Below are 18,101 nucleotides of genomic sequence, written 5' to 3'. Positions count from 1 at the left end.
ACTAGATGTATCAAATGGAGGAAGAAAAAAATGAAACATAAAGTAATTGTCGCAATGAGTTTAGTAGCAGCAGGAGTCATGACTTATCTCATGTTCTCAGGATTGGATGAAGGCTTCTATCATTTTCCTTGGGAGTTGTTTGCAGGATTTGGAATCATGTCTTGGTTGATCCGAGAAGGTTTGAAATTAGTCTCAGATGTGAAAAAGGAGTTTGAAAAATGAAAAAAGCGATTCTCTATCTTTTTATTGGACTATCACTAGTGGTATGGTTGGTCGAAATGTTTACAGGTTGGTTTGATCAAGCCTTCCTTCACCAATTCATCCGTGGTGTCTGGGGATTAGGATTTATGATTTTTATCGCCTTTCCGATGGGAAAGGAGTGGCTGAAAGGAGAATATCATGAACATGATTAAGGTAGAAAGCCTAAATAAAAATATCAAGGGCAAGGCTATTTTGAAGGATATTTCCTTTGAGATAGCTGAAGGTGAATGCGTCGCCTTGATTGGGCCCAATGGTGCTGGAAAGACCACACTCTTGGACTGTTTATTGGGAGATAAACTGGTCACAAGCGGTCAAGTATCCATCCAAGGCTTGCCAGTGACGAGTTCTCAGTTAGACTACACAAGATCCTACCTCCCTCAAGAAAATGTTATCGTTCAGAAATTAAAGGTCAAAGAGTTGATTGCTTTCTTTCAAAGCATTTATCCAAATCCCTTGAGCAATCAGGAGATCGATCAACTATTGCAGTTTGACCAGCAACAAAAAGAACAGTTGGCAGAAAAATTGTCAGGTGGGCAAAAGCGTCTTTTCTCTTTTGTCTTGACCTTAATTGGCCGACCAAAGCTTGTCTTTTTGGATGAGCCTACTGCAGCCATGGATACCTCAACTCGTCAACGTTTTTGGGAAATTGTCCAGGATCTAAAAGCGCAGGGAGTCACCATTCTCTATTCATCCCATTATATCGAAGAAGTAGAGCATACAGCTGACCGGATTTTGGTCTTGAATAAGGGAGAGTTGATTCGTGATACGACACCTCTAGCCATGCGCAGTGAGGAGATTGAAAAGCACTTTATCCTTCCTCTAGTATACAAGGAAGTCATTGAGCAGTCTAACTTGGTTGAAAACTGGTCACAAAAACAAGATGCTCTGCAAGTAGTCACACGAGAGGCAAATGCTTTCTGGCAACTGTTAGTGCAAGCAGGATGTAGCATACAAGAAATTGAAGTCAATAACCGTAGTTTGCTGGATACAATCTTTGAAGAAACACAAAAGGGGGATGACTAAGATGAAACGATGGATCGCATTAAATAAGATAGAATTTCTATTGACCAAACGGCAACTAGTCTATTATTTATTATCAGTAGGGATGCCGACAGCCTTTTATTTATTCTTTTCTGGCATGTACGAGGACACACCAGGTGGACCAGCGAATTTTATGCGCGACTACCTCATCTCCATGACGGCTTTTTCCATGATGTCTACCGCTATCTTTTCATTCCCAGTTGTTTTACATACTGACAAGATCAACAACTGGCAGAAAATATTACGTCATAGCCCTGTAAATATGGTAGAATATTATCTATCAAAGATAACAAGTATGATGGTTGATTATTTGGTCTCAATTCTGGTTGTTTTCTCAGTTGGACATTTTGTAAGAGGTGTGGATATGTCTCTTGGAAACTGGATTGGGGCTGCGCTCTTGCTGATAGTAGGAAGTGTTGCCTTTGTAGCACTTGGCTTAACCCTGACTCTCTTGCCTTCCAGTCAGCTGATGTCTGTCGTGGGCAATCTTCTTTACTTTGGCTTGGCTGTGTTAGGCGGACTCTGGATGCCCGTCTCTTTATTTCCAGACTGGATGCAAGCAATCGGAAAGTGCCTACCAACTTATCAGTTGATGGAGTTGCTCAAGACCTTCTTAAACGAGGGTGGCATCAATTTATCAGCCACAGTTTATCTACTTGTTTTTTCAACAGTTTTGTTTGGTTTGACCATTTACCTTCAAGGTCATAAGGAGAATGCTTAATGCTTGTAAGACTGAAAAGCATAGATTATATGTATTGGGCCAGTTTGATTTTTATGGTTTTTCCCATCGTTCCTGTAGTGACTGGGGAGCTTCCTAGCTGGCATTTGTTGATTGATATTCTATTTGTAGTGGCGTACTTAGGTGTTTTAACCACCAAGAGTCAGCGTTTATCCTGGCTCTGTTGGGTTATCATGCTAGCCTATGTAGCTGGCTATACTGCCTTTGTTGGTGTAAATTATATCTGGTTCTTCTTTTTCCTTGCCAATCTCTTAATTTATCATTTCGGCGTACGTAGTTTTAATTCTTTACATGTCCGAACTTTTCTCCTTGCTCAAGTCCTTGTTGTGGGGCAACTTTTGATTTTTCAGGAAGTTGAAGTTGAGTTTCTAGTCTATCTACTTGGAATTCTCACTTTTATCGATTTAATGACTTTTGGCTTGGTTCGGATTCGTATTGTGGAGGATTTGAAAGAAGCTCAGGCCAAGCAAAATGCCCAGATAAATCTATTGCTTGCTGAAAATGAACGTAGTCGTATCGGTCAGGATTTGCATGATAGTCTGGGACATACCTTTGCGATGCTGAGTGTCAAGACAGATTTAGCCTTGCAGTTGTTTCAGATGGAGGCTTATCCACAGGTGGAAAAGGAATTAAAAGAAATTCACCAGATCAGCAAGGATTCCATGAATGAAGTGCGAACCATTGTGGAAAATCTGAAATCACGGACCCTAGCTTCAGAGCTTGAGACTGTTAAGAAGATGCTGGAAATTGCTGGGATTGAGGTTCAAATTGAGAATCAATTGGACAAGGCTAGTTTGACCCAGGATGTGGAGTCGACGGCTGCTATGGTTTTGTTAGAACTGGCGACCAATATCATCAAGCATGCCAGCGCTGAAAGAGCCTATCTAAAACTGGAACGTACAGATCAGGAATTGGTCCTGACAGTTAGAGATGACGGGAAAGGATTTGCAACTGTAAAAGGAAATGAACTCCATACAGTCCGTGACCGTACAGCAGCCTTCTCAGGTCAAGTAGAGCTGATCAGTTTGAAAGGTCCCACAGAGGTGCGCGTGCATCTGCCTTATAAGGAGAGAAAGTAGATGAAAGTATTAGTCGCAGAAGATCAAAGTATGCTTAGAGATGCCATGTGTCAGCTCTTAAACTTTCAGCCAGATGTGGAGACTGTCTTGCAGGCAAAAAATGGAGCCGAGGCTATCGAGGTTTTGGGGAAAGAAGCAGTAGATATTGCTATTCTTGACGTCGAAATGCCAGTCAAGACAGGACTAGAAGCGCTCGAGTGGATCAAACAAGAAGTGCCTGAAACAAAGGTGGTTATCGTTACGACCTTTAAACGCCCAGGCTATTTTGAACGAGCAGTCAAAGCAGGAGTCGATGCCTATGTCTTGAAAGAGCGAAGCATCTCTGAGCTCATGCAAACCCTGCATACGGTGTTAGAGGGACGCAAGGAATATTCACCAGAGCTGATGGAAGTCATGATGACCCATCCCAATCCCTTGACCGAGCAAGAAGTCGCTGTTTTGCATGGAGTTGCACAGGGGCTGTCCAACCAAGAAATTGCGGATAAGCTCTACCTCTCAAACGGCACTGTCCGTAATTACATGACCAATATCCTCTCCAAACTAGGCGCCAGCAACCGAACCGAAGCAGCCAAAACTGCCGAAGAAGAAGGCTGGTTGTGAGGGAGAGAAGTAAGAAAAAATCTCTTAGAAATGAATCTAAGAGATTTTTTGTCATGATAACATGCATTTAATGGTAGAATTATTTATTTCATTTTCTCCTGAAATTTTAGTATCAGGATTTTGAAAGATCGAGTTCTAGATACATCTTTTCTGATGACAGATCGTTTTGACCATCGAGCAAGAGATTTTCAAAAAAAGCTGTTAAAAACTCAGGACGTCTCTGTAAAATCTTTGCATTATCTAATACCAAGGCATCACGAAAATACTTGGCATGTTGCTGAAATGGTGTATTATCAATATCAAAACCAAACTCACGAAGATACTGAATCAAAAATACCGTTACCGTCCGAGTATTTCCTTCGCGAAATGGATGAATCTGCCAAATTCCTGAAATAAAATGCTGGATTTGTTTAACCATATCCGTCTGGGTTAGTGTTGCATATGAAACTTGTCTTTCCTGATTAAAATCATAATCCAAGGTCATTTGAATCATAGAGTAATCAGAGTACACAACACTTTCACCATTTAAAACAGGTTCATTCTTTGTGATATTGGTTTGACGAAATTGCCCCACGGGAATAGAGGTTTCAAATATATCCTGAAACAACTCCTTATGAATAGCAAGTAAGGTCGCAGGACTGAAGCTAAAGCCTCTTCGAGACAATAGTTCTACAATACGTAGAGAAACCAAGTCTGCCTCTTCCGTACTTGCATCAATAGTATTGTGATAAGCCGTTGCATCCTCATAAACCTGCTCATAAGTCAGTTCACCCCGAGCCTGTTTCTCAGCCAAAGATTCCATATAAGCTGATGGCACTAGATTGTCAACTTTCTGCAGACCAAAACCTATCCGCCATAAATCACGCTTAGCTTCATAAGACAAGTTTGGATTGTCAATGTTGTAAGTTGGTTGCATAGAAAGTTCCTTTCAATTGTTTTTCTTCAGTGACTGAATAATATGATTATCAAGATATATCTGAATAAATGGGCTAGTAAGTCTGACGCGCAGACTTATCGAAGTCATTGGCATACACCACTCTAAACTCGTTGGTCTGTTCAAATCCCAACTCAATTCCCACATTATCTGAGAAGAGAGTTGCAATGTTGTAATTATCAGGTCTGTTCGAACTTAGAGGATTTGTTGTGTAGTAAGCTGCTTTCTAAAACAGTAGTAATAATATATCTAACAAAAATATTTTGTGTGGAGATAATTAGTTATTGTAAAAATAATAATTTTAAATATTACTTCTTTTTCCAGAGTTTTTCTAATTCTTCAAAATTAATATCTTTCCAACTCTCTTTCCATAATTGATAGTATGGAACATCTTTAGAAGAAGGTTTATTTTCACAAACATCAATTTTTACAATCGATGGTAAAATAGTCGCTTCTCCCATGAGTAGTGCTTCGCCCGTTGCTAAGCTAGGTAATTTATCAACAATACCTCCCATAGAATCTGGCAATAATTGTCTTACATACGATTGATCTATAGGATTTGTTAACCTCATTGTTATGAAATTACTGCACTGTGAGAAAATTGTTTCAGAAATTTCAGAAGGTCTTTGACTAGCTAAAAGTAAAGTAACACCATATTTTCTTCCTTCTTTTGCAATTCGTTCTATTGACTGGCGAGAAGCTCTGTACTTAGTTAGAGAGCTCTTAGGCACATACTTATGAGCCTCTTCATAAACTAATAAAATAGGTACATCAGAAGCTAGATTATTACTACTATTAAATTGCTTATAGTAATATCCATACTCAAACATAATTCTTGAAATCAAAGAAACAGTTATACTCAATACATCAAACGGTACCCCACTCAAATCAAGAATAGTAACATTAGTCAGGAAAGCTTCAGTATATCCGATAAGCTGTTTTAAAACTGATTGTAATGTTTCTCCCTCTATTCTATCACCTAACAAAAACTCCAACCTTTTATCATATATCTTTGACTCTAACCGACTAATATAATTTGATAATTTACCATTTAATGGGCCAGCCTTTGTCTGCCCTTCCCTTGCTCCAGCAATTTGTTCTTCATTTTTTTCATAAGCATATTGTAGAACTTCTCGAATATCAAAATAAATTGGAGAATCAAAATGTAATTTTTCTTTTTCCTCATCTGATCCCATAAATTGATTTTTTTTACTTTGAATCACAGACTTTTTAAAAATATTTCTTTGATTATGATCACTTCCCTCAGTATCTAAGAATAATTCTTGTAACTCATCACTATTTAATAGCCAATATGGTAAAACTAGATCATCAACATTGATAAGTCTAGCATTTGGGAAAGCACTTTGATATTCATTATGAATATCAAAGATAAGTATATGTGAATTATTTAGTCCTTCATATTCACCATTTTTAGAATGTATAGCATTTTGAACAACTTTTGCAACTGTGTGAGACTTACCCGAACCAGTTGAACCAACAATAGCAATATGCTTATTGAAAAATTTATTTCCTTCCACAGGAATCTCAATCTCATTATTCGATGATAACGAAGAGAATTTAAATTTAAGTTCATCTTTTATAGAATTTTCAAAAATTAACTTTATTTCTTCAAATTTAGCTGGTTCAACCGATTTAGGAGGAATAGTTATTGTATCACTTCCCCTTACAAATTTATTTTCTTCATCAATCATCCCCAAAGGTACAGCTTCAATAATATATTTAATATCAATTCTCTCATCAATTTCAATAGGCTCAATACAAAAATTTTCTATTGTAGCTATTAATGCCAAATCATTTTCATCAGCAATTCTAAGATATGAACCAATTTTCAATTTTTCTTCTGCAATCTGAAAATCTGTGATTGACTTCACTTCAATTTTAATTTTATTAGGTTGTACTGAAACAACTTGAGCATTTAAATTATCCATGCCTTTCTCCTATATAATATCCAATATATCTATAATTTGTCGAATATTAATTTTTGAATAATCTCTATTATCAAGATTGCCAATCTCTAAATTTAATTGATTACTTTTATTAAATATATATAAATTGATTGGTAATTGGTCAACTCTTTCTACTTCCACCAACTTTTGTAGAACAATTGATAAATTTATAGGATGTTCTAGTATACGTACTGAAATTCCATTAAATTTATCAGGTTTAATTAACATTTCTTGAAATCTAAATTTTGAATTTTTAAACGGAAATCCATCTTTAAAAAAACAACCGTCCTCATATAACTTTTCTTTTAATTCAGTTACAAAATCAACATTTAAAGTGTTATATAAATAAACATAAGGACTAAATTGATGTATCAAACGAGAATATTTCCTTGAAATTTCTGAAATTACATTTTTAACATTATTTACACTCTCTCCTTGACAGTCAAGTAAGAAAAATCTATGTGCCGGTGATAAATTTGATACTCTTGGAAAATATTTTTTATGTATGATTTTTTTATAATTTTTCCACTCCAGCAATTCACTCATCCATCTTTCAAAATAGTAGTTTTTAGTTTTTATTCTATCCCAAAATTCTTTTTTTGAAATTTGACGCTTTTCAATATTATGTTCACATGCTAAGTCTTTAATTATTTTAAGAGCATTAAAATAAATTAATTCAATATCTTCTTCACTATAATCACTTAAATCATTTTGAATTTTAGATTTTATTTTTTCTATTTGATTTTCATAACTATCAGCCTTGATGTCTATAAAAAGATGATTCTTAAAATCTTCAATATCATCATCTTCTACTGTTTCCTCAAATATAACTTCTCCCTTTTTATTTTTGATTTGATAATTTGAATTTCCTGATTCATCTATAACTCCATATTTGCTAAAATCTAAAAAATATGTTCTTAGATTTTCCGTTGTTAATTCCAATAGCTTTTCATGCCCTTTATTATAATAACCATATAGTCTATAAGTGAAATTCTTATCTTTAGGATCAGTTCTATTTTCTAAATAATGTCTAAACATTAATTGTATTGGCTTTCTTATAATGCTGTTATCAAAATCCGTTTTTTCATAGTATTTACATTGAATAAAGTTTCTTTCATCACTATTTTCAATATCAATGTCCTCAACTCCCTCAATAGTAACCATGTCTGTCTCGTTTGATTGCTCCAAAATCTCTAAAATCGATTTGTCAAACTGATAAAAATAGCCCTTTATAGTACTAATTGCTGCTCTTGATTTACTCATTATCTACCTCTCTATATGAAGACTTTCTTTCTATTGTATCAAAAAAACACAGTTTTTACACTGTGCTTTGCTATATTTATATAATTATTTCACCAACTTCTTCATCTCATCAATACGTGCTATGGTCGCATCGTATTTCGCTTGGTAGTCGGCTTGTTTGTCGCGTTCTTTTTGGACGACTTCTGGTTTGGCATTGGCTACGAAGCGTTCGTTAGAGAGCTTCTTGCCGACCATGTCCAGTTCTTTTTGCCATTTAGCCAGTTCTTTGTCGAGACGAGCGAGTTCTTCTTCGACATTGAGGAGGTCAGCCAGTGGCAAGTAGATTTCTGCTCCTGTGATGACGCTTGACATTGCGAGTTCAGGTGCAGGGATGGTTGATGCGATTTCCAAGTGTTCTGGATTTGTGAAGCGTTTGATGTAGTTGACATTGCTGTTAAAGAAGGCTTCCAAGTCACTATCGCTTGTCTTAACAAGGATGGTGATTGGCTTGCTTGGTGCTACATTTACTTCCGCACGCGCATTACGAACGGCACGGATCAAGTCTTTGAGGCTTTCTACACCAGTGTGGGCAGCAAGATCTTCAAAGGCTGGATTAACAGTTGGGTATGCTGCTGTCACGATAGAGCCTTCTGAGATTTGTCCAAAGATTTCCTCTGTCACGAATGGCATGATTGGGTGAAGGAGACGAAGGATTTTGTCCAGAGTGTAAAGGAGAACAGAACGTGTAATAACTTTCTCTTCTTCGTTATCGCTATAAAGGACTTCCTTGGTCAACTCAACGTACCAGTCCGCAAACTCGTCCCAGATGAAGTTGTAGAGGATGTGGCCAGCGACACCAAATTCAAACTTATCAAAGTTAGCAGTTGCTTTTCCGATGGTTTCATTAAGGTTGTGGAGAATCCAGCGGTCAGTAACGTTTCCAGCTTCCTTGTTGACAACTTTTTCCACATTGGCAGTTGCTTGCTCAAGGGTCAAGCCTTCATTGTTCATGAGGATATAGCGAGAGATGTTCCAGATTTTGTTAATGAAGTTCCATGAAGCATCCATTTTCTCGTAAGAGAAGCGCACGTCTTGCCCTGGTGCAGAACCGTTTGAAAGGAACCAACGAAGGGCATCGGCACCGTATTTCTCGATAACATCCATTGGGTCAATCCCGTTACCGAGAGATTTAGACATCTTGCGTCCTTGCTCGTCACGAATGAGACCGTGGATAAGCACATTTTGGAATGGCTGACGACCAGTAAATTCCAAGGATTGGAAGATCATACGAGACACCCAGAAGAAGATGATGTCGTAACCTGTTACGAGAGTTGAAGTTGGGAAGTAACGTTTGAAGTCTTCTGAGTCGACATCAGGCCAGCCCATAGTTGAGAATGGCCAAAGGGCAGAACTGAACCAAGTATCTAAGACGTCTTCGTCCTGAGTCCATCCGTCGCCTTCTGGAGCTTCTTCACCGACGTACATTTCACCCTCAGCATTGTACCAAGCAGGGATTTGGTGACCCCACCAGAGCTGACGAGAGATGACCCAGTCATGGACATTTTCCATCCATTGGAGGAAGGTATCGTTGAAACGAGGAGGGTAGAATTCTACCTTATCATCTGTATCTTGGTTGGCAATGGCATTCTTAGCTAATTGGTCCATCTTGACGAACCATTGCGTAGACAAGCGTGGCTCAACCACGACACCTGTACGCTCTGAGTGACCAACACTGTGGACACGTTTTTCGATTTTGACAAGGGCACCGATTTCTTCCAACTTGGCAACGACTGCCTTACGAGCTTCAAAACGATCCATTCCTGCAAATTCGAAGGCAAGCTCGTTCATAGTTCCGTCGTCGTTCATGACGTTGACTTGTGGCAAGTTGTGACGTTGACCAACCAAGAAGTCGTTTGGATCGTGGGCAGGCGTGATTTTCACGACACCAGTACCAAATTCAGGATCTGCGTGTTCATCCCCAACGATTGGAATGAGTTTATTAGCGATAGGAAGGACGACGTGTTTACCTATCAAGTCCTTGTAGCGTGGGTCTTCTGGATTGACCGCAACCGCAACGTCCCCAAACATAGTCTCAGGACGAGTTGTTGCCACTTCAAGGGCGCGTGAACCATCTTCCAGCATGTAGTTCATGTGGTAGAAGGCACCTTCGACATCCTTATGGATAACCTCGATATCAGAAAGGGCTGTGCGAGCTGCTGGGTCCCAGTTGATGATAAATTCACCACGGTAGATCCAACCTTTCTTGTAAAGGTCCACAAAGACCTTACGAACAGCTTTTGACAAACCTTCGTCAAGAGTGAAACGCTCACGAGAGTAGTCTACAGAGAGCCCCATCTTGCCCCATTGTTCCTTGATAGTAGTGGCATATTCGTCTTTCCATTCCCAAACCTTATCGAGGAATTTCTCACGACCGAGGTCATAACGGGTAATGCCCTCACCACGCAAGCGTTCCTCAACCTTAGCCTGAGTCGCAATCCCCGCGTGGTCCATCCCTGGAAGCCAAAGCGTATCAAAACCTTGCATACGTTTTTGACGGATGATGATATCCTGTAAAGTCGTATCCCAAGCGTGACCAAGGTGGAGTTTCCCTGTAACGTTTGGTGGTGGAATCACGATTGAATAAGGCTTAGCCTTTTGATCGCCTGAAGGCTTGAAAACATCAGCGTCAAGCCATTTTTGGTAACGACCAGCCTCAACCTCGGCTGGATTGTATTTAGGTGAAAGTTCTTTAGACATGTGTTTGTCCTTTCTCTATTGTTTTCATTTTTTCTTGAATCTGCTTTGCGACTTCTTCTGCAGACAGATTCGTATTATCAATTTTAAGGTAGTAGTGAAGACCACTCGGTTGCTTTTGAGAATTAAGTTGATTTGTTTTATCAGTCTCTAAAATTTCTCTTTCAGATATCTCAAAATTCCGTTTCAAGGGTTTGTATTTCAACCGATTCTCCGTTCGATTGCGACGTAAGCGCTCCTCAAGAGACGTTTCTAATTCAACAAAGAGAATCTCTTGATGATACTCATTTAATAAATCTTGAATATTCTTCAAATACATCAGCTGGTACTGATTTGAAAAATCAATTGCGTCAGTTAAAATTACTGATCGCCGATTTCTTGCACTTGCTCCAAGAAAAGAAAAAGTGATTCCACGAACAAATTCCCACATTTCCTCTGTATAGTCCTGATAGATTTCCAGTGCAAAATCGATGGCTTGATGGTTATAAAAGAGGGTAGCATCTGTCAGTCGAGATAACTCTTGACCAATGGTCATTTTTCCTGATGCTGGAGCTCCAATGATGAAAACATGCATCAATCCGCCTCCCACTCACTCTTCAGCAAGCCGTATCTCAAATCATCACAACGATTGCCTTGGGCATCTTTGCGGTCTCGGATGCGAGCTTCTAGGGTGAAACCAAGTTTCTCAGCGACTCGTTGACTTTGAAGGTTGTAACCAAAACAAGTCAGCTCAATCTTGTGTAGGTTCAATTCTTTAAAAGATAAATCAATCAAGGCACGCGCCGCTTCAGGCACATAACCGCGCCCCCAATAGTCTGGGTGCAAGATATAGCCAATCTCCAGTACATCGTCTTCGTAGCGACGGGGGAAATCGACAGAACCAATGATTGTATCGGTTCCTTTAACGATAATTCCGTAGCCTGCTGGGAGATTTTCTTTTTCGTTGCGCTCAGGAAGGATGTGCTCTAGATAATAAATCTCGTCTTCCAAGGTCTTGACGGGTGGAAAACCTGCTGGGTAAGAAACCTCTGGACGACTAGCATAGTCAAAGATAACCTCGGCATCCGCCACGGTACGGACTCGTAAGACCAGACGCTCCGTTTCGATTTGTTCTGGCAATTCAGTTCTTGTCATCCTTCTTCCTCGCTTTCTTAATGAAGCTCCCCATGGGATTGACTCGGTCATCCAGATAACGGTAAACGCGTTGATGACCGTCCCCCATAAAGTAAGTTGGGGCAAAGCGGTCATTTTTAAAATGCTCTTTATCGTCCAAGAGCTCTGGGTCAGCCAGTCGCTCGAGAATCTTGGCAAAGATATGGCAGATGCCATCTTCCTCGATAATCCGATCTACCTGACAGTCCAATACGACTGGAAATGCCTCTAAAATCGGGGCCTGAGTCCGTACAGAAATCTCGTAGTCAAGCCCTAGGTGTTTTAACTTTTCCCGATGGCTGATAAAACCAGCCTGCTCCATTTCGAGCATGAAGTTTTCATCAGGGATGTTTACGGTAAACTGTTGATAATGCTTAATCTGGTCAGCCGCATTTTCCTCAGCGCCAACACCGATGACCAGCCAATCTCCCAGGCTATAAGAGGAACTGCAGGTCGTGATATTGTGCCCAAAGTTCTTGTCCTGATATCCCAAGATGAAGATAGGAAAACCATAGTAGAGCTTGCTGGTGTTAAAAGATTGTTTCATGACAACCTCCTTTGGCTAGGGGTCTAAAATAAAAATCGCCCCTGCCATCAATCTGACAGGGACGAATGTGCTTATCCGCGGTACCACCCAATTTCGGGCAGAGCCCGCAACTCTCGTCTTATTGTTTCTCCTTTATGACGTCTATGACGTCGTTAGCTCGCATTGACGTACTTGAGTATAACCTGCAACTTGCTACCTAGTCCTAAACGGAAACAAAAAGACTATTCTAATATTTCAATTTTTCATCTCATTAGCAACCAGTTTTGACACATTTGTGGACTTCTCAGCTCCGCCACTTTCTGTAAAATGTGGGACTCAAAACACCTCTAATGGCTTTATTTTAACAAGTTTTTGACGGAAATGCAAGGGACAAGAAAGATTACTTGAACTTGATGCCGTTTTCTTTTAATTTCTTGATCGTAGCTGGACCGATTCCTTTCAAGGCAAGGAGTTCTTTCTCTGTCCAGTTTTTGAAGTCAGTAGCAGACTTAATCCCTTCATCGTAGAAAGTTTTAGCACGGTCAAGTGGAAGTCCACCTAGGTTAGCTGCGAACTCTTCAACAGAAGTCGTAACCTTGTGGGCTTGCTCTTTAGTTGCTTCTACAGCTTTTTCTACTTGCTTAGAGACAGCTTTTCCAGCTTCGCTTGCTGCATGTTCTGCATGTTTAACGACTTTCTTTGTTTCTTCGACAACCTTGTTTACAGCATTTGAAAATACACCTGAACGACGAAGGCTGTTTCTTAATTGTTTTTTACGTTGTAGTTTTTTTGACATCATAAAATCCTTTCAATAAAAAATCCCTGTGACTGAACAAGGATTTAATCTTTATACGTTTATTGTATCAACTTTCTTTAGGAAATGCAAGGTTTGTAATCTTAGAAATATGGCGAATTCCGCCTTAGAATAAGAGAAGATGATAGAAGAAAAGTGAAAAATATGGTATAATGAAACGATAGATTTTTGAATAGGAATACAATCATGTTTGGATTTTTAAAAAAAGATAAAATGACAGAAACGCCAGAAATGGTGCCAGCCCATATCGGAGTTATCATGGATGGTAATGGTCGTTGGGCCAAAAAACGGATGCAACCACGTGTCTTTGGACATAAGGCTGGAATGGATGCTTTGAAAAAGGTAGCAATCGCAGCTAGCGATATGGGCGTTAAGGCTTTGACAGTTTACGCTTTTTCAACTGAAAACTGGACTCGTCCGGACCAAGAAGTCAAATTTATCATGAACCTACCAGTTGAGTTTTATGACAAATATGTCCCTGAATTGCATCAAAAGAACATGAAGATTCAGATGATTGGGGAGACTGATCGTTTGCCTAAAGAGACCTTTGATGCTTTGAAAAAAGCAGAGGAGCTGACCAAGCTGAATACAGGTTTGATTCTCAATTTTGCGCTCAATTATGGTGGACGAGCTGAGATTACCCAAGCGGTCAAGTTGATTGCACAGGATGTTTTAGATGCTAAGATCAATCCTGGTGATATTACCGAGGAGTTGATTGGGGAATACCTCTTTACGGGGCATTTGCCAAAAGTCTTGCGGGATCCTGACTTGATTATTCGGACCAGTGGGGAGCTTCGTTTGAGTAACTTCTTGCCGTGGCAGGCTGCTTATAGCGAGCTTTATTTCACGGATATTTTGTGGCCTGACTTTGATGAGGAAGCCTTAAAAGAGGCTATCGTCGAGTATAATCGTCGCAATCGTCGCTTTGGAGGAGTATAGGAAATATTATGATAAAGGATTTACAAAAGAGAACGCTCTTTGCTATCTTGGCCTTAGCTATCTTTATACCAATCTTGATCCTCGGTGGTCTATGGTTACAGATTGCTATGGGACTTGTGGCTATGTTGGGAGTGCATGAGTTGCTTCGCATGAAGGGGTTAAATACCATGACGCCTGAAGGTCTCTTGACTTTACTAGCGACCTTTGCTCTGACCGTGCCTTTGGAAAACTACTGGAAGTTTTTACCTGTAGATGGGAATGTTGTAGCCTATGGAGTTGTAATCCTCATCATGCTAGGAGCGACAGTCTTCAGCAAGAACTACACCATTGAGGATGCTGTTTTTCCGATTGCCATGAGTTTCTATGTTGGCTTCGGCTTTAATGCCTTGGTTGATGCTCGAATTGCAGGCTTGGATAAGGCCCTTTTGGGACTTTGTCTGGTCTGGGCAACAGATAGCGGTGCTTATCTGGTGGGGATGAAGCTTGGCAAGAGAAAGCTTGCTCCGAGAGTATCGCCTAACAAGACCATAGAAGGTGCTATAGGGGGTATCTTGGCTGCTATGCTAGCGACTCTCATCTTTATGCTAGTCGATAGTACCGTTGCTTTACCATATGGGATTTACAAAATGATGGTTTTTGCTATCTTCTTTAGTCTAGCAGGTCAGTTGGGTGATTTAATCGAAAGTGCTATGAAGCGTCATTTTGGAGTCAAAGACTCAGGCAAATTTATCCCTGGTCATGGTGGGGTACTGGATCGTTTTGACTGTATGCTAGTAGTTTTCCCTATTATGCACCTCTTTGGCTTATTTTAAGGAAAGGTGAACAGAAATTAAATGATAGGATTACTAACATTTATCCTGGTCTTTGGAATTATCGTGGTGGTTCACGAGTTCGGCCATTTCTACTTTGCTAAAAAGTCTGGAATTTTGGTTCGTGAGTTTGCCATCGGGATGGGACCTAAGATCTTTGCCCACATAGGAAAAGATGGGACTGCCTATACCATTCGTCTCCTGCCACTTGGAGGATACGTTCGTATGGCAGGTTGGGGTGATGATACGACAGAAATCAAGACTGGAACTCCCGCAAGCTTAACACTGGCAGCGGATGGCAAGGTCAAGCGTATCAATCTCTCTGGTAAAAAGGTTGACCAGACAGCTCTGCCTATGCAGGTCACTCAGTTTGATTTTGAGGACAAACTCTTTATTAGAGGCTTGGTCTTGGAAGAAGAGAAGACCTTCTCAGTTGATCATGATGCGACCATTGTGGAAGCTGATGGAACGGAAGTTCGTATAGCTCCCTTAGATGTCCAATATCAAAATGCGACTGTCTGGGGTAAAATGATCACCAACTTTGCTGGTCCTATGAATAACTTCATTTTAGGAGTCGTTGTTTTCTGGATTTTGATTTTCATGCAAGGTGGCGTTCGTGATACGCAAAGTAATAACTTTAGTATTATTCCAGATAGTGCTTTGGCTAAGGTTGGTGTTGAAAATACGGCCCAAATTACTAAGGTCGGCAGTTATGAGATTTCAAACTGGGCAGATTTGATTCAGGCAGTTGAGACAGAGACCAAGGACAAAACAGCACCTGTATTGGATGTAACAGTCTCTGAAAATGGAACTGAAAAACAAGTCAGTGTGACCCCTGAGGAAAACCAAGGTCGTTATATCTTGGGTGTTCAGCCAAGACTCAAATCAGATATCTGGTCCATGTTTATGGGTGGATTTACAAGTGCGGCTGACTCAGCCTTGCGCATTCTCAATGCTTTGAAAAGCTTGATCTTCCAACCAGATTTGAATAAGCTTGGTGGCCCCGTTGCTATCTTTAAGGCAAGCAGCGATGCTGCTAAGAATGGTCTTGAAAACGTCTTGTTCTTCTTGGCTATGATTTCCATCAATATCGGTATCTTCAACTTAATTCCGATACCGGCGCTGGATGGTGGAAAAATCGTGCTCAATATCCTAGAAGCTATCCGTCGCAAACCACTAAAACAAGAAATTGAAACCTATGTCACTCTGGTCGGAGTTGTCATTATGGTCGTTTTGATGATCGCCGTGACTTGGAACGACATCATGCGAACCTTCTTTTAAGAATTAGAGGAAAAATATGAAACAAAGTAAAATGCTTATTCCAACGCTTCGCGAAATGCCAAGCGATGCTCAAGTTATCAGCCACGCCCTTATGTTACGTGCTGGTTATGTTCGTCAAGTATCTGCAGGTGTTTACTCTTACCTACCACTTGCTAACCGTGTTATCGAAAAAGCTAAGAATATCATGCGTCAAGAGTTTGACAAGATTGGCGCTGTTGAAATGTTGGCTCCTGCCCTTCTCAGTGCTGATCTTTGGCGTGAATCTGGCCGTTATGAAACCTACGGGGAAGACTTGTACAAATTGAAAAACCGTGAGAAGTCAGACTTTATCTTGGGTCCAACTCACGAAGAAACCTTCACAGCGATTGTCCGTGATTCTGTCAAGTCATATAAGCAGTTACCACTGAACTTGTACCAAATCCAGCCTAAGTACCGTGATGAAAAACGTCCACGTAATGGACTTCTTCGTACGCGTGAATTCATCATGAAAGATGGTTATAGCTTCCACGCTAACTATGATAGTTTGGATCTTACTTATGATGAGTACAAGGCAGCTTACGAACGTATTTTCACTCGTAGTGGTTTGGACTTTAAAGCAATCATCGGTGACGGTGGAGCCATGGGTGGTAAGGATAGTCAAGAATTTATGGCCATCACACCTGCTCGTACAGACCTTGACCGTTGGGTAGTGTTAGATAAATCTGTCGCGTCGTTTGATGAAATCCCTGATCAAGTGCAAGAAGAAATCAAGGCTGAATTGCTCAAATGGATGGTTTCTGGTGAAGACACCATTGCTTACTCAAGTGAGTCAAGCTATGCAGCTAACTTGGAAATGGCAACTAACGCCTACAAACCAAGCAACCGTGTTGTGACTGAAGATGAAGTGGCTCGCGTGGAAACACCAGGTGTCAAGTCGATCGATGAAGTCGCAGCCTTCTTGAATGTCTCTGAAGAGCAAACAATCAAGACCTTGGTTTATATCGCAGACGAGGAGCCAGTTGTTGCCCTACTCGTTGGCAATGACCAACTCAATGAAGTCAAATTGAAAAACTACCTTGGAGCAGACTTCTTAGAACCTGCAACCGAGGCGGAAGTGAAAGAATTATTGGGAGCGGACTTTGGTTCACTTGGGCCAGTCAATCTTCCAGAAAATGTCAAGATTATCGCAGACCGCAAGGTGCAAGATAGTCGTAATGCAGTTGTTGGTGCCAACGAAGATGGTTTCCACTTGACTGGTGTGAACCCGGGTCGTGATTTTACTGCAGAATATGTAGATATCCGTGAAGTTCGTGAGGGTGAAATTTCTCCAGACGGACAAGGTGTTCTTAACTTTGCGCGTGGTATTGAGATCGGTCATATTTTCAAACTCGGAACTCGCTATTCAGCAAGCATGGGAGCAGATGTTTTGGATGAAAATGGCCGTGCTGTGCCAATTATCATGGGATGCTATGGTATCGGTGTGAGTCGTCTCCTTTCAGCAGTTATGGAGCAACACGCTCGCCTCTTTGTAAATAAGACACCAAAAGGTGAATACCGTTACGCTTGGGGGATCAACTTTCCTAAAGAATTAGCGCCATTTGATGTGCACTTGATTCCAGTTAATGTCAATGATGAAGCAAGTCTTGCATTGACAGATCGTATCGAAGAAGCTTTGGTAAATAAAGGCTACGAAGTCTTGACGGATGACCGTAACGAACGTGTCGGTGTTAAATTTAGCGATAGCGACTTGATTGGTCTTCCAATCCGTATCACTGTTGGGAAGAAAGCAGCTGATGGTATCGTAGAAGTCAAGATTAAGGCGACAGGGGATACAATCGAAGTTCACGCAGATAGCTTGCTTGAAACCCTTGAAATCCTAACAAATAAATAAAATCTATAATCAGAAGAAAAACAAGACAAAAATGTAACTAGTTTTTGCCTTGTTTTTTCTCTATAATGAGATAAAATAAAGATAAAAAGAGTA

Annotated in this window: 18 protein-coding genes and 1 pseudogene; 10 read left to right on the top strand and 9 right to left on the bottom strand. The window is 40.3% G+C overall.

Annotated features, from left to right (window positions below; all coding sequences use genetic code 11):
* Positions 1-30 precede the first annotated feature (30 nt).
* Genes HMPREF2987_RS05090 through HMPREF2987_RS05065 form a run of 6 tightly spaced genes read left to right on the top strand, consistent with a single transcriptional unit; the run spans position 31 to position 3,720 of the window.
* Entirely contained in the window at positions 31-222 is a 192-nt protein-coding gene (locus HMPREF2987_RS05090; RefSeq protein ID WP_006146174.1) for a hypothetical protein, read from the top strand.
* Positions 219-413, top strand: coding sequence for a hypothetical protein (locus HMPREF2987_RS05085; protein ID WP_075229607.1), 195 nt, complete (start codon positions 219-221; stop codon positions 411-413). The genes HMPREF2987_RS05090 and HMPREF2987_RS05085 overlap by 4 nt, the downstream gene beginning before the upstream one ends.
* Positions 400-1,284: an ABC transporter ATP-binding protein gene (locus tag HMPREF2987_RS05080; RefSeq protein ID WP_075229606.1), complete on the top strand. Its 885-nt coding sequence runs from the start codon at positions 400-402 to the stop codon at positions 1,282-1,284. The genes HMPREF2987_RS05085 and HMPREF2987_RS05080 overlap by 14 nt, the downstream gene beginning before the upstream one ends.
* A 1-nt stretch (position 1,285) precedes the next feature.
* The gene (locus tag HMPREF2987_RS05075) at positions 1,286-2,023 is read left to right on the top strand and encodes an ABC transporter permease (RefSeq protein ID WP_075229605.1); all 738 of its coding nucleotides are present in this window, start codon (positions 1,286-1,288) and stop codon (positions 2,021-2,023) included.
* The gene (locus HMPREF2987_RS05070; protein ID WP_075229604.1) at positions 2,023-3,120 is read left to right on the top strand and encodes a sensor histidine kinase; all 1,098 of its coding nucleotides are present in this window, start codon (positions 2,023-2,025) and stop codon (positions 3,118-3,120) included. Before HMPREF2987_RS05075 ends, HMPREF2987_RS05070 begins: the two co-directional genes overlap by 1 nt.
* Entirely contained in the window at positions 3,121-3,720 is a 600-nt protein-coding gene (locus HMPREF2987_RS05065; RefSeq protein ID WP_075229603.1) for a response regulator transcription factor, read from the top strand. It begins immediately after the preceding gene.
* 112 nt (positions 3,721-3,832) lie between these two features.
* Here the strand turns inward: HMPREF2987_RS05065 and HMPREF2987_RS05060 are convergent, their stop codons facing one another.
* The 9 genes and pseudogenes from HMPREF2987_RS05060 to HMPREF2987_RS05025 all read right to left on the bottom strand — a co-directional run bounded on the left by HMPREF2987_RS05060 (position 3,833) and on the right by HMPREF2987_RS05025 (position 13,091).
* Positions 3,833-4,636 carry a Fic/DOC family protein gene (locus tag HMPREF2987_RS05060; RefSeq protein WP_075229602.1) on the bottom strand — a complete coding sequence of 268 codons (804 nt, stop codon included), beginning with the start codon at positions 4,634-4,636 and terminating at the stop codon, positions 3,833-3,835.
* A 76-nt stretch (positions 4,637-4,712) separates the two neighbouring features.
* Positions 4,713-4,862 (bottom strand): annotated as a pseudogene (locus tag HMPREF2987_RS11250) (DNA cytosine methyltransferase); the annotation flags it as partial.
* A gap of 100 nt (positions 4,863-4,962) precedes the next feature.
* Positions 4,963-6,603 carry an ATP-binding protein gene (locus HMPREF2987_RS05055; RefSeq protein ID WP_075229601.1) on the bottom strand — a complete coding sequence of 547 codons (1,641 nt, stop codon included), beginning with the start codon at positions 6,601-6,603 and terminating at the stop codon, positions 4,963-4,965.
* Between the two features lie 9 nt (positions 6,604-6,612).
* On the bottom strand, positions 6,613-7,884 hold the full coding sequence (locus HMPREF2987_RS05050) for a DUF4297 family anti-phage-associated protein (RefSeq protein ID WP_075229600.1): 1,272 nt from the start codon (positions 7,882-7,884) through the stop codon (positions 6,613-6,615).
* 84 nt (positions 7,885-7,968) lie between these two features.
* Positions 7,969-10,620 (bottom strand): valine--tRNA ligase, encoded by a 2,652-nt coding sequence (locus HMPREF2987_RS05045; RefSeq protein WP_075229599.1) that lies wholly within the window; start codon positions 10,618-10,620, stop codon positions 7,969-7,971.
* A complete protein-coding gene (locus HMPREF2987_RS05040) occupies positions 10,613-11,191 on the bottom strand; it encodes an AAA family ATPase (RefSeq protein ID WP_075229598.1) in 579 nt (192 codons plus the stop codon). The genes HMPREF2987_RS05045 and HMPREF2987_RS05040 overlap by 8 nt, the downstream gene beginning before the upstream one ends.
* Entirely contained in the window at positions 11,191-11,751 is a 561-nt protein-coding gene (locus tag HMPREF2987_RS05035) for a GNAT family N-acetyltransferase (RefSeq protein ID WP_075229597.1), read from the bottom strand. The genes HMPREF2987_RS05040 and HMPREF2987_RS05035 overlap by 1 nt, the downstream gene beginning before the upstream one ends.
* Positions 11,738-12,316, bottom strand: a complete 579-nt coding sequence (locus HMPREF2987_RS05030) for a flavin reductase family protein (RefSeq protein ID WP_075229596.1) — start codon at positions 12,314-12,316, stop codon at positions 11,738-11,740. Before HMPREF2987_RS05030 ends, HMPREF2987_RS05035 begins: the two co-directional genes overlap by 14 nt.
* A gap of 379 nt (positions 12,317-12,695) precedes the next feature.
* Entirely contained in the window at positions 12,696-13,091 is a 396-nt protein-coding gene (locus HMPREF2987_RS05025; protein ID WP_075229595.1) for a helix-hairpin-helix domain-containing protein, read from the bottom strand.
* Positions 13,092-13,295: 204 nt separating this feature from the next.
* Here HMPREF2987_RS05025 and HMPREF2987_RS05020 point away from each other — a divergent pair, with 204 nt between their 5' ends.
* From HMPREF2987_RS05020 to HMPREF2987_RS05005, 4 genes are read left to right on the top strand one after another with little or no spacing between them, the layout of a single operon-like run.
* Complete coding sequence (locus HMPREF2987_RS05020) at positions 13,296-14,048, top strand: isoprenyl transferase (RefSeq protein ID WP_075229594.1); 753 nt, start codon at positions 13,296-13,298, stop codon at positions 14,046-14,048.
* Between the two features lie 8 nt (positions 14,049-14,056).
* Positions 14,057-14,860 (top strand): phosphatidate cytidylyltransferase, encoded by an 804-nt coding sequence (locus HMPREF2987_RS05015; RefSeq protein WP_049549597.1) that lies wholly within the window; start codon positions 14,057-14,059, stop codon positions 14,858-14,860.
* Positions 14,861-14,881: 21 nt separating this feature from the next.
* Complete coding sequence (rseP, locus tag HMPREF2987_RS05010; RefSeq protein WP_075229593.1) at positions 14,882-16,138, top strand: RIP metalloprotease RseP; 1,257 nt, start codon at positions 14,882-14,884, stop codon at positions 16,136-16,138.
* 16 nt (positions 16,139-16,154) lie between these two features.
* The gene (locus HMPREF2987_RS05005; protein WP_075229592.1) at positions 16,155-18,008 is read left to right on the top strand and encodes a proline--tRNA ligase; all 1,854 of its coding nucleotides are present in this window, start codon (positions 16,155-16,157) and stop codon (positions 18,006-18,008) included.
* Positions 18,009-18,101: the final 93 nt, after the last annotated feature.

Origin of the sequence: Streptococcus sp. HMSC067H01, assembly GCF_001814775.1 — a bacterium.
Classification (GTDB): Bacteria; Bacillota; Bacilli; order Lactobacillales; family Streptococcaceae; genus Streptococcus.
This window is presented reverse-complemented; position numbering and strand designations above follow the sequence as displayed.

What these genes read in the sequence shown, in the direction of transcription:
- HMPREF2987_RS05035 (WP_075229597.1), bottom strand. Translation starts at nt 11,751, where the DNA reads ATGACAAGAACTGAATTGCCAGAACAAATCGAAACGGAGCGTCTGGTC.
- HMPREF2987_RS05065 (WP_075229603.1), top strand. Translation starts at nt 3,121, where the DNA reads ATGAAAGTATTAGTCGCAGAAGATCAAAGTATGCTTAGAGATGCCATG.
- HMPREF2987_RS05050 (WP_075229600.1), bottom strand. Translation starts at nt 7,884, where the DNA reads ATGAGTAAATCAAGAGCAGCAATTAGTACTATAAAGGGCTATTTTTAT.
- HMPREF2987_RS05070 (WP_075229604.1), top strand. Translation starts at nt 2,023, where the DNA reads ATGCTTGTAAGACTGAAAAGCATAGATTATATGTATTGGGCCAGTTTG.
- HMPREF2987_RS05090 (WP_006146174.1), top strand. Translation starts at nt 31, where the DNA reads ATGAAACATAAAGTAATTGTCGCAATGAGTTTAGTAGCAGCAGGAGTC.
- HMPREF2987_RS05060 (WP_075229602.1), bottom strand. Translation starts at nt 4,636, where the DNA reads ATGCAACCAACTTACAACATTGACAATCCAAACTTGTCTTATGAAGCT.
- HMPREF2987_RS05045 (WP_075229599.1), bottom strand. Translation starts at nt 10,620, where the DNA reads ATGTCTAAAGAACTTTCACCTAAATACAATCCAGCCGAGGTTGAGGCT.
- HMPREF2987_RS05020 (WP_075229594.1), top strand. Translation starts at nt 13,296, where the DNA reads ATGTTTGGATTTTTAAAAAAAGATAAAATGACAGAAACGCCAGAAATG.
- HMPREF2987_RS05015 (WP_049549597.1), top strand. Translation starts at nt 14,057, where the DNA reads ATGATAAAGGATTTACAAAAGAGAACGCTCTTTGCTATCTTGGCCTTA.
- HMPREF2987_RS05005 (WP_075229592.1), top strand. Translation starts at nt 16,155, where the DNA reads ATGAAACAAAGTAAAATGCTTATTCCAACGCTTCGCGAAATGCCAAGC.
- HMPREF2987_RS05075 (WP_075229605.1), top strand. Translation starts at nt 1,286, where the DNA reads ATGAAACGATGGATCGCATTAAATAAGATAGAATTTCTATTGACCAAA.
- HMPREF2987_RS05085 (WP_075229607.1), top strand. Translation starts at nt 219, where the DNA reads ATGAAAAAAGCGATTCTCTATCTTTTTATTGGACTATCACTAGTGGTA.
- HMPREF2987_RS05040 (WP_075229598.1), bottom strand. Translation starts at nt 11,191, where the DNA reads ATGCATGTTTTCATCATTGGAGCTCCAGCATCAGGAAAAATGACCATT.
- HMPREF2987_RS05030 (WP_075229596.1), bottom strand. Translation starts at nt 12,316, where the DNA reads ATGAAACAATCTTTTAACACCAGCAAGCTCTACTATGGTTTTCCTATC.
- HMPREF2987_RS05055 (WP_075229601.1), bottom strand. Translation starts at nt 6,603, where the DNA reads ATGGATAATTTAAATGCTCAAGTTGTTTCAGTACAACCTAATAAAATT.
- HMPREF2987_RS05025 (WP_075229595.1), bottom strand. Translation starts at nt 13,091, where the DNA reads ATGTCAAAAAAACTACAACGTAAAAAACAATTAAGAAACAGCCTTCGT.
- rseP (WP_075229593.1), top strand. Translation starts at nt 14,882, where the DNA reads ATGATAGGATTACTAACATTTATCCTGGTCTTTGGAATTATCGTGGTG.
- HMPREF2987_RS05080 (WP_075229606.1), top strand. Translation starts at nt 400, where the DNA reads ATGAACATGATTAAGGTAGAAAGCCTAAATAAAAATATCAAGGGCAAG.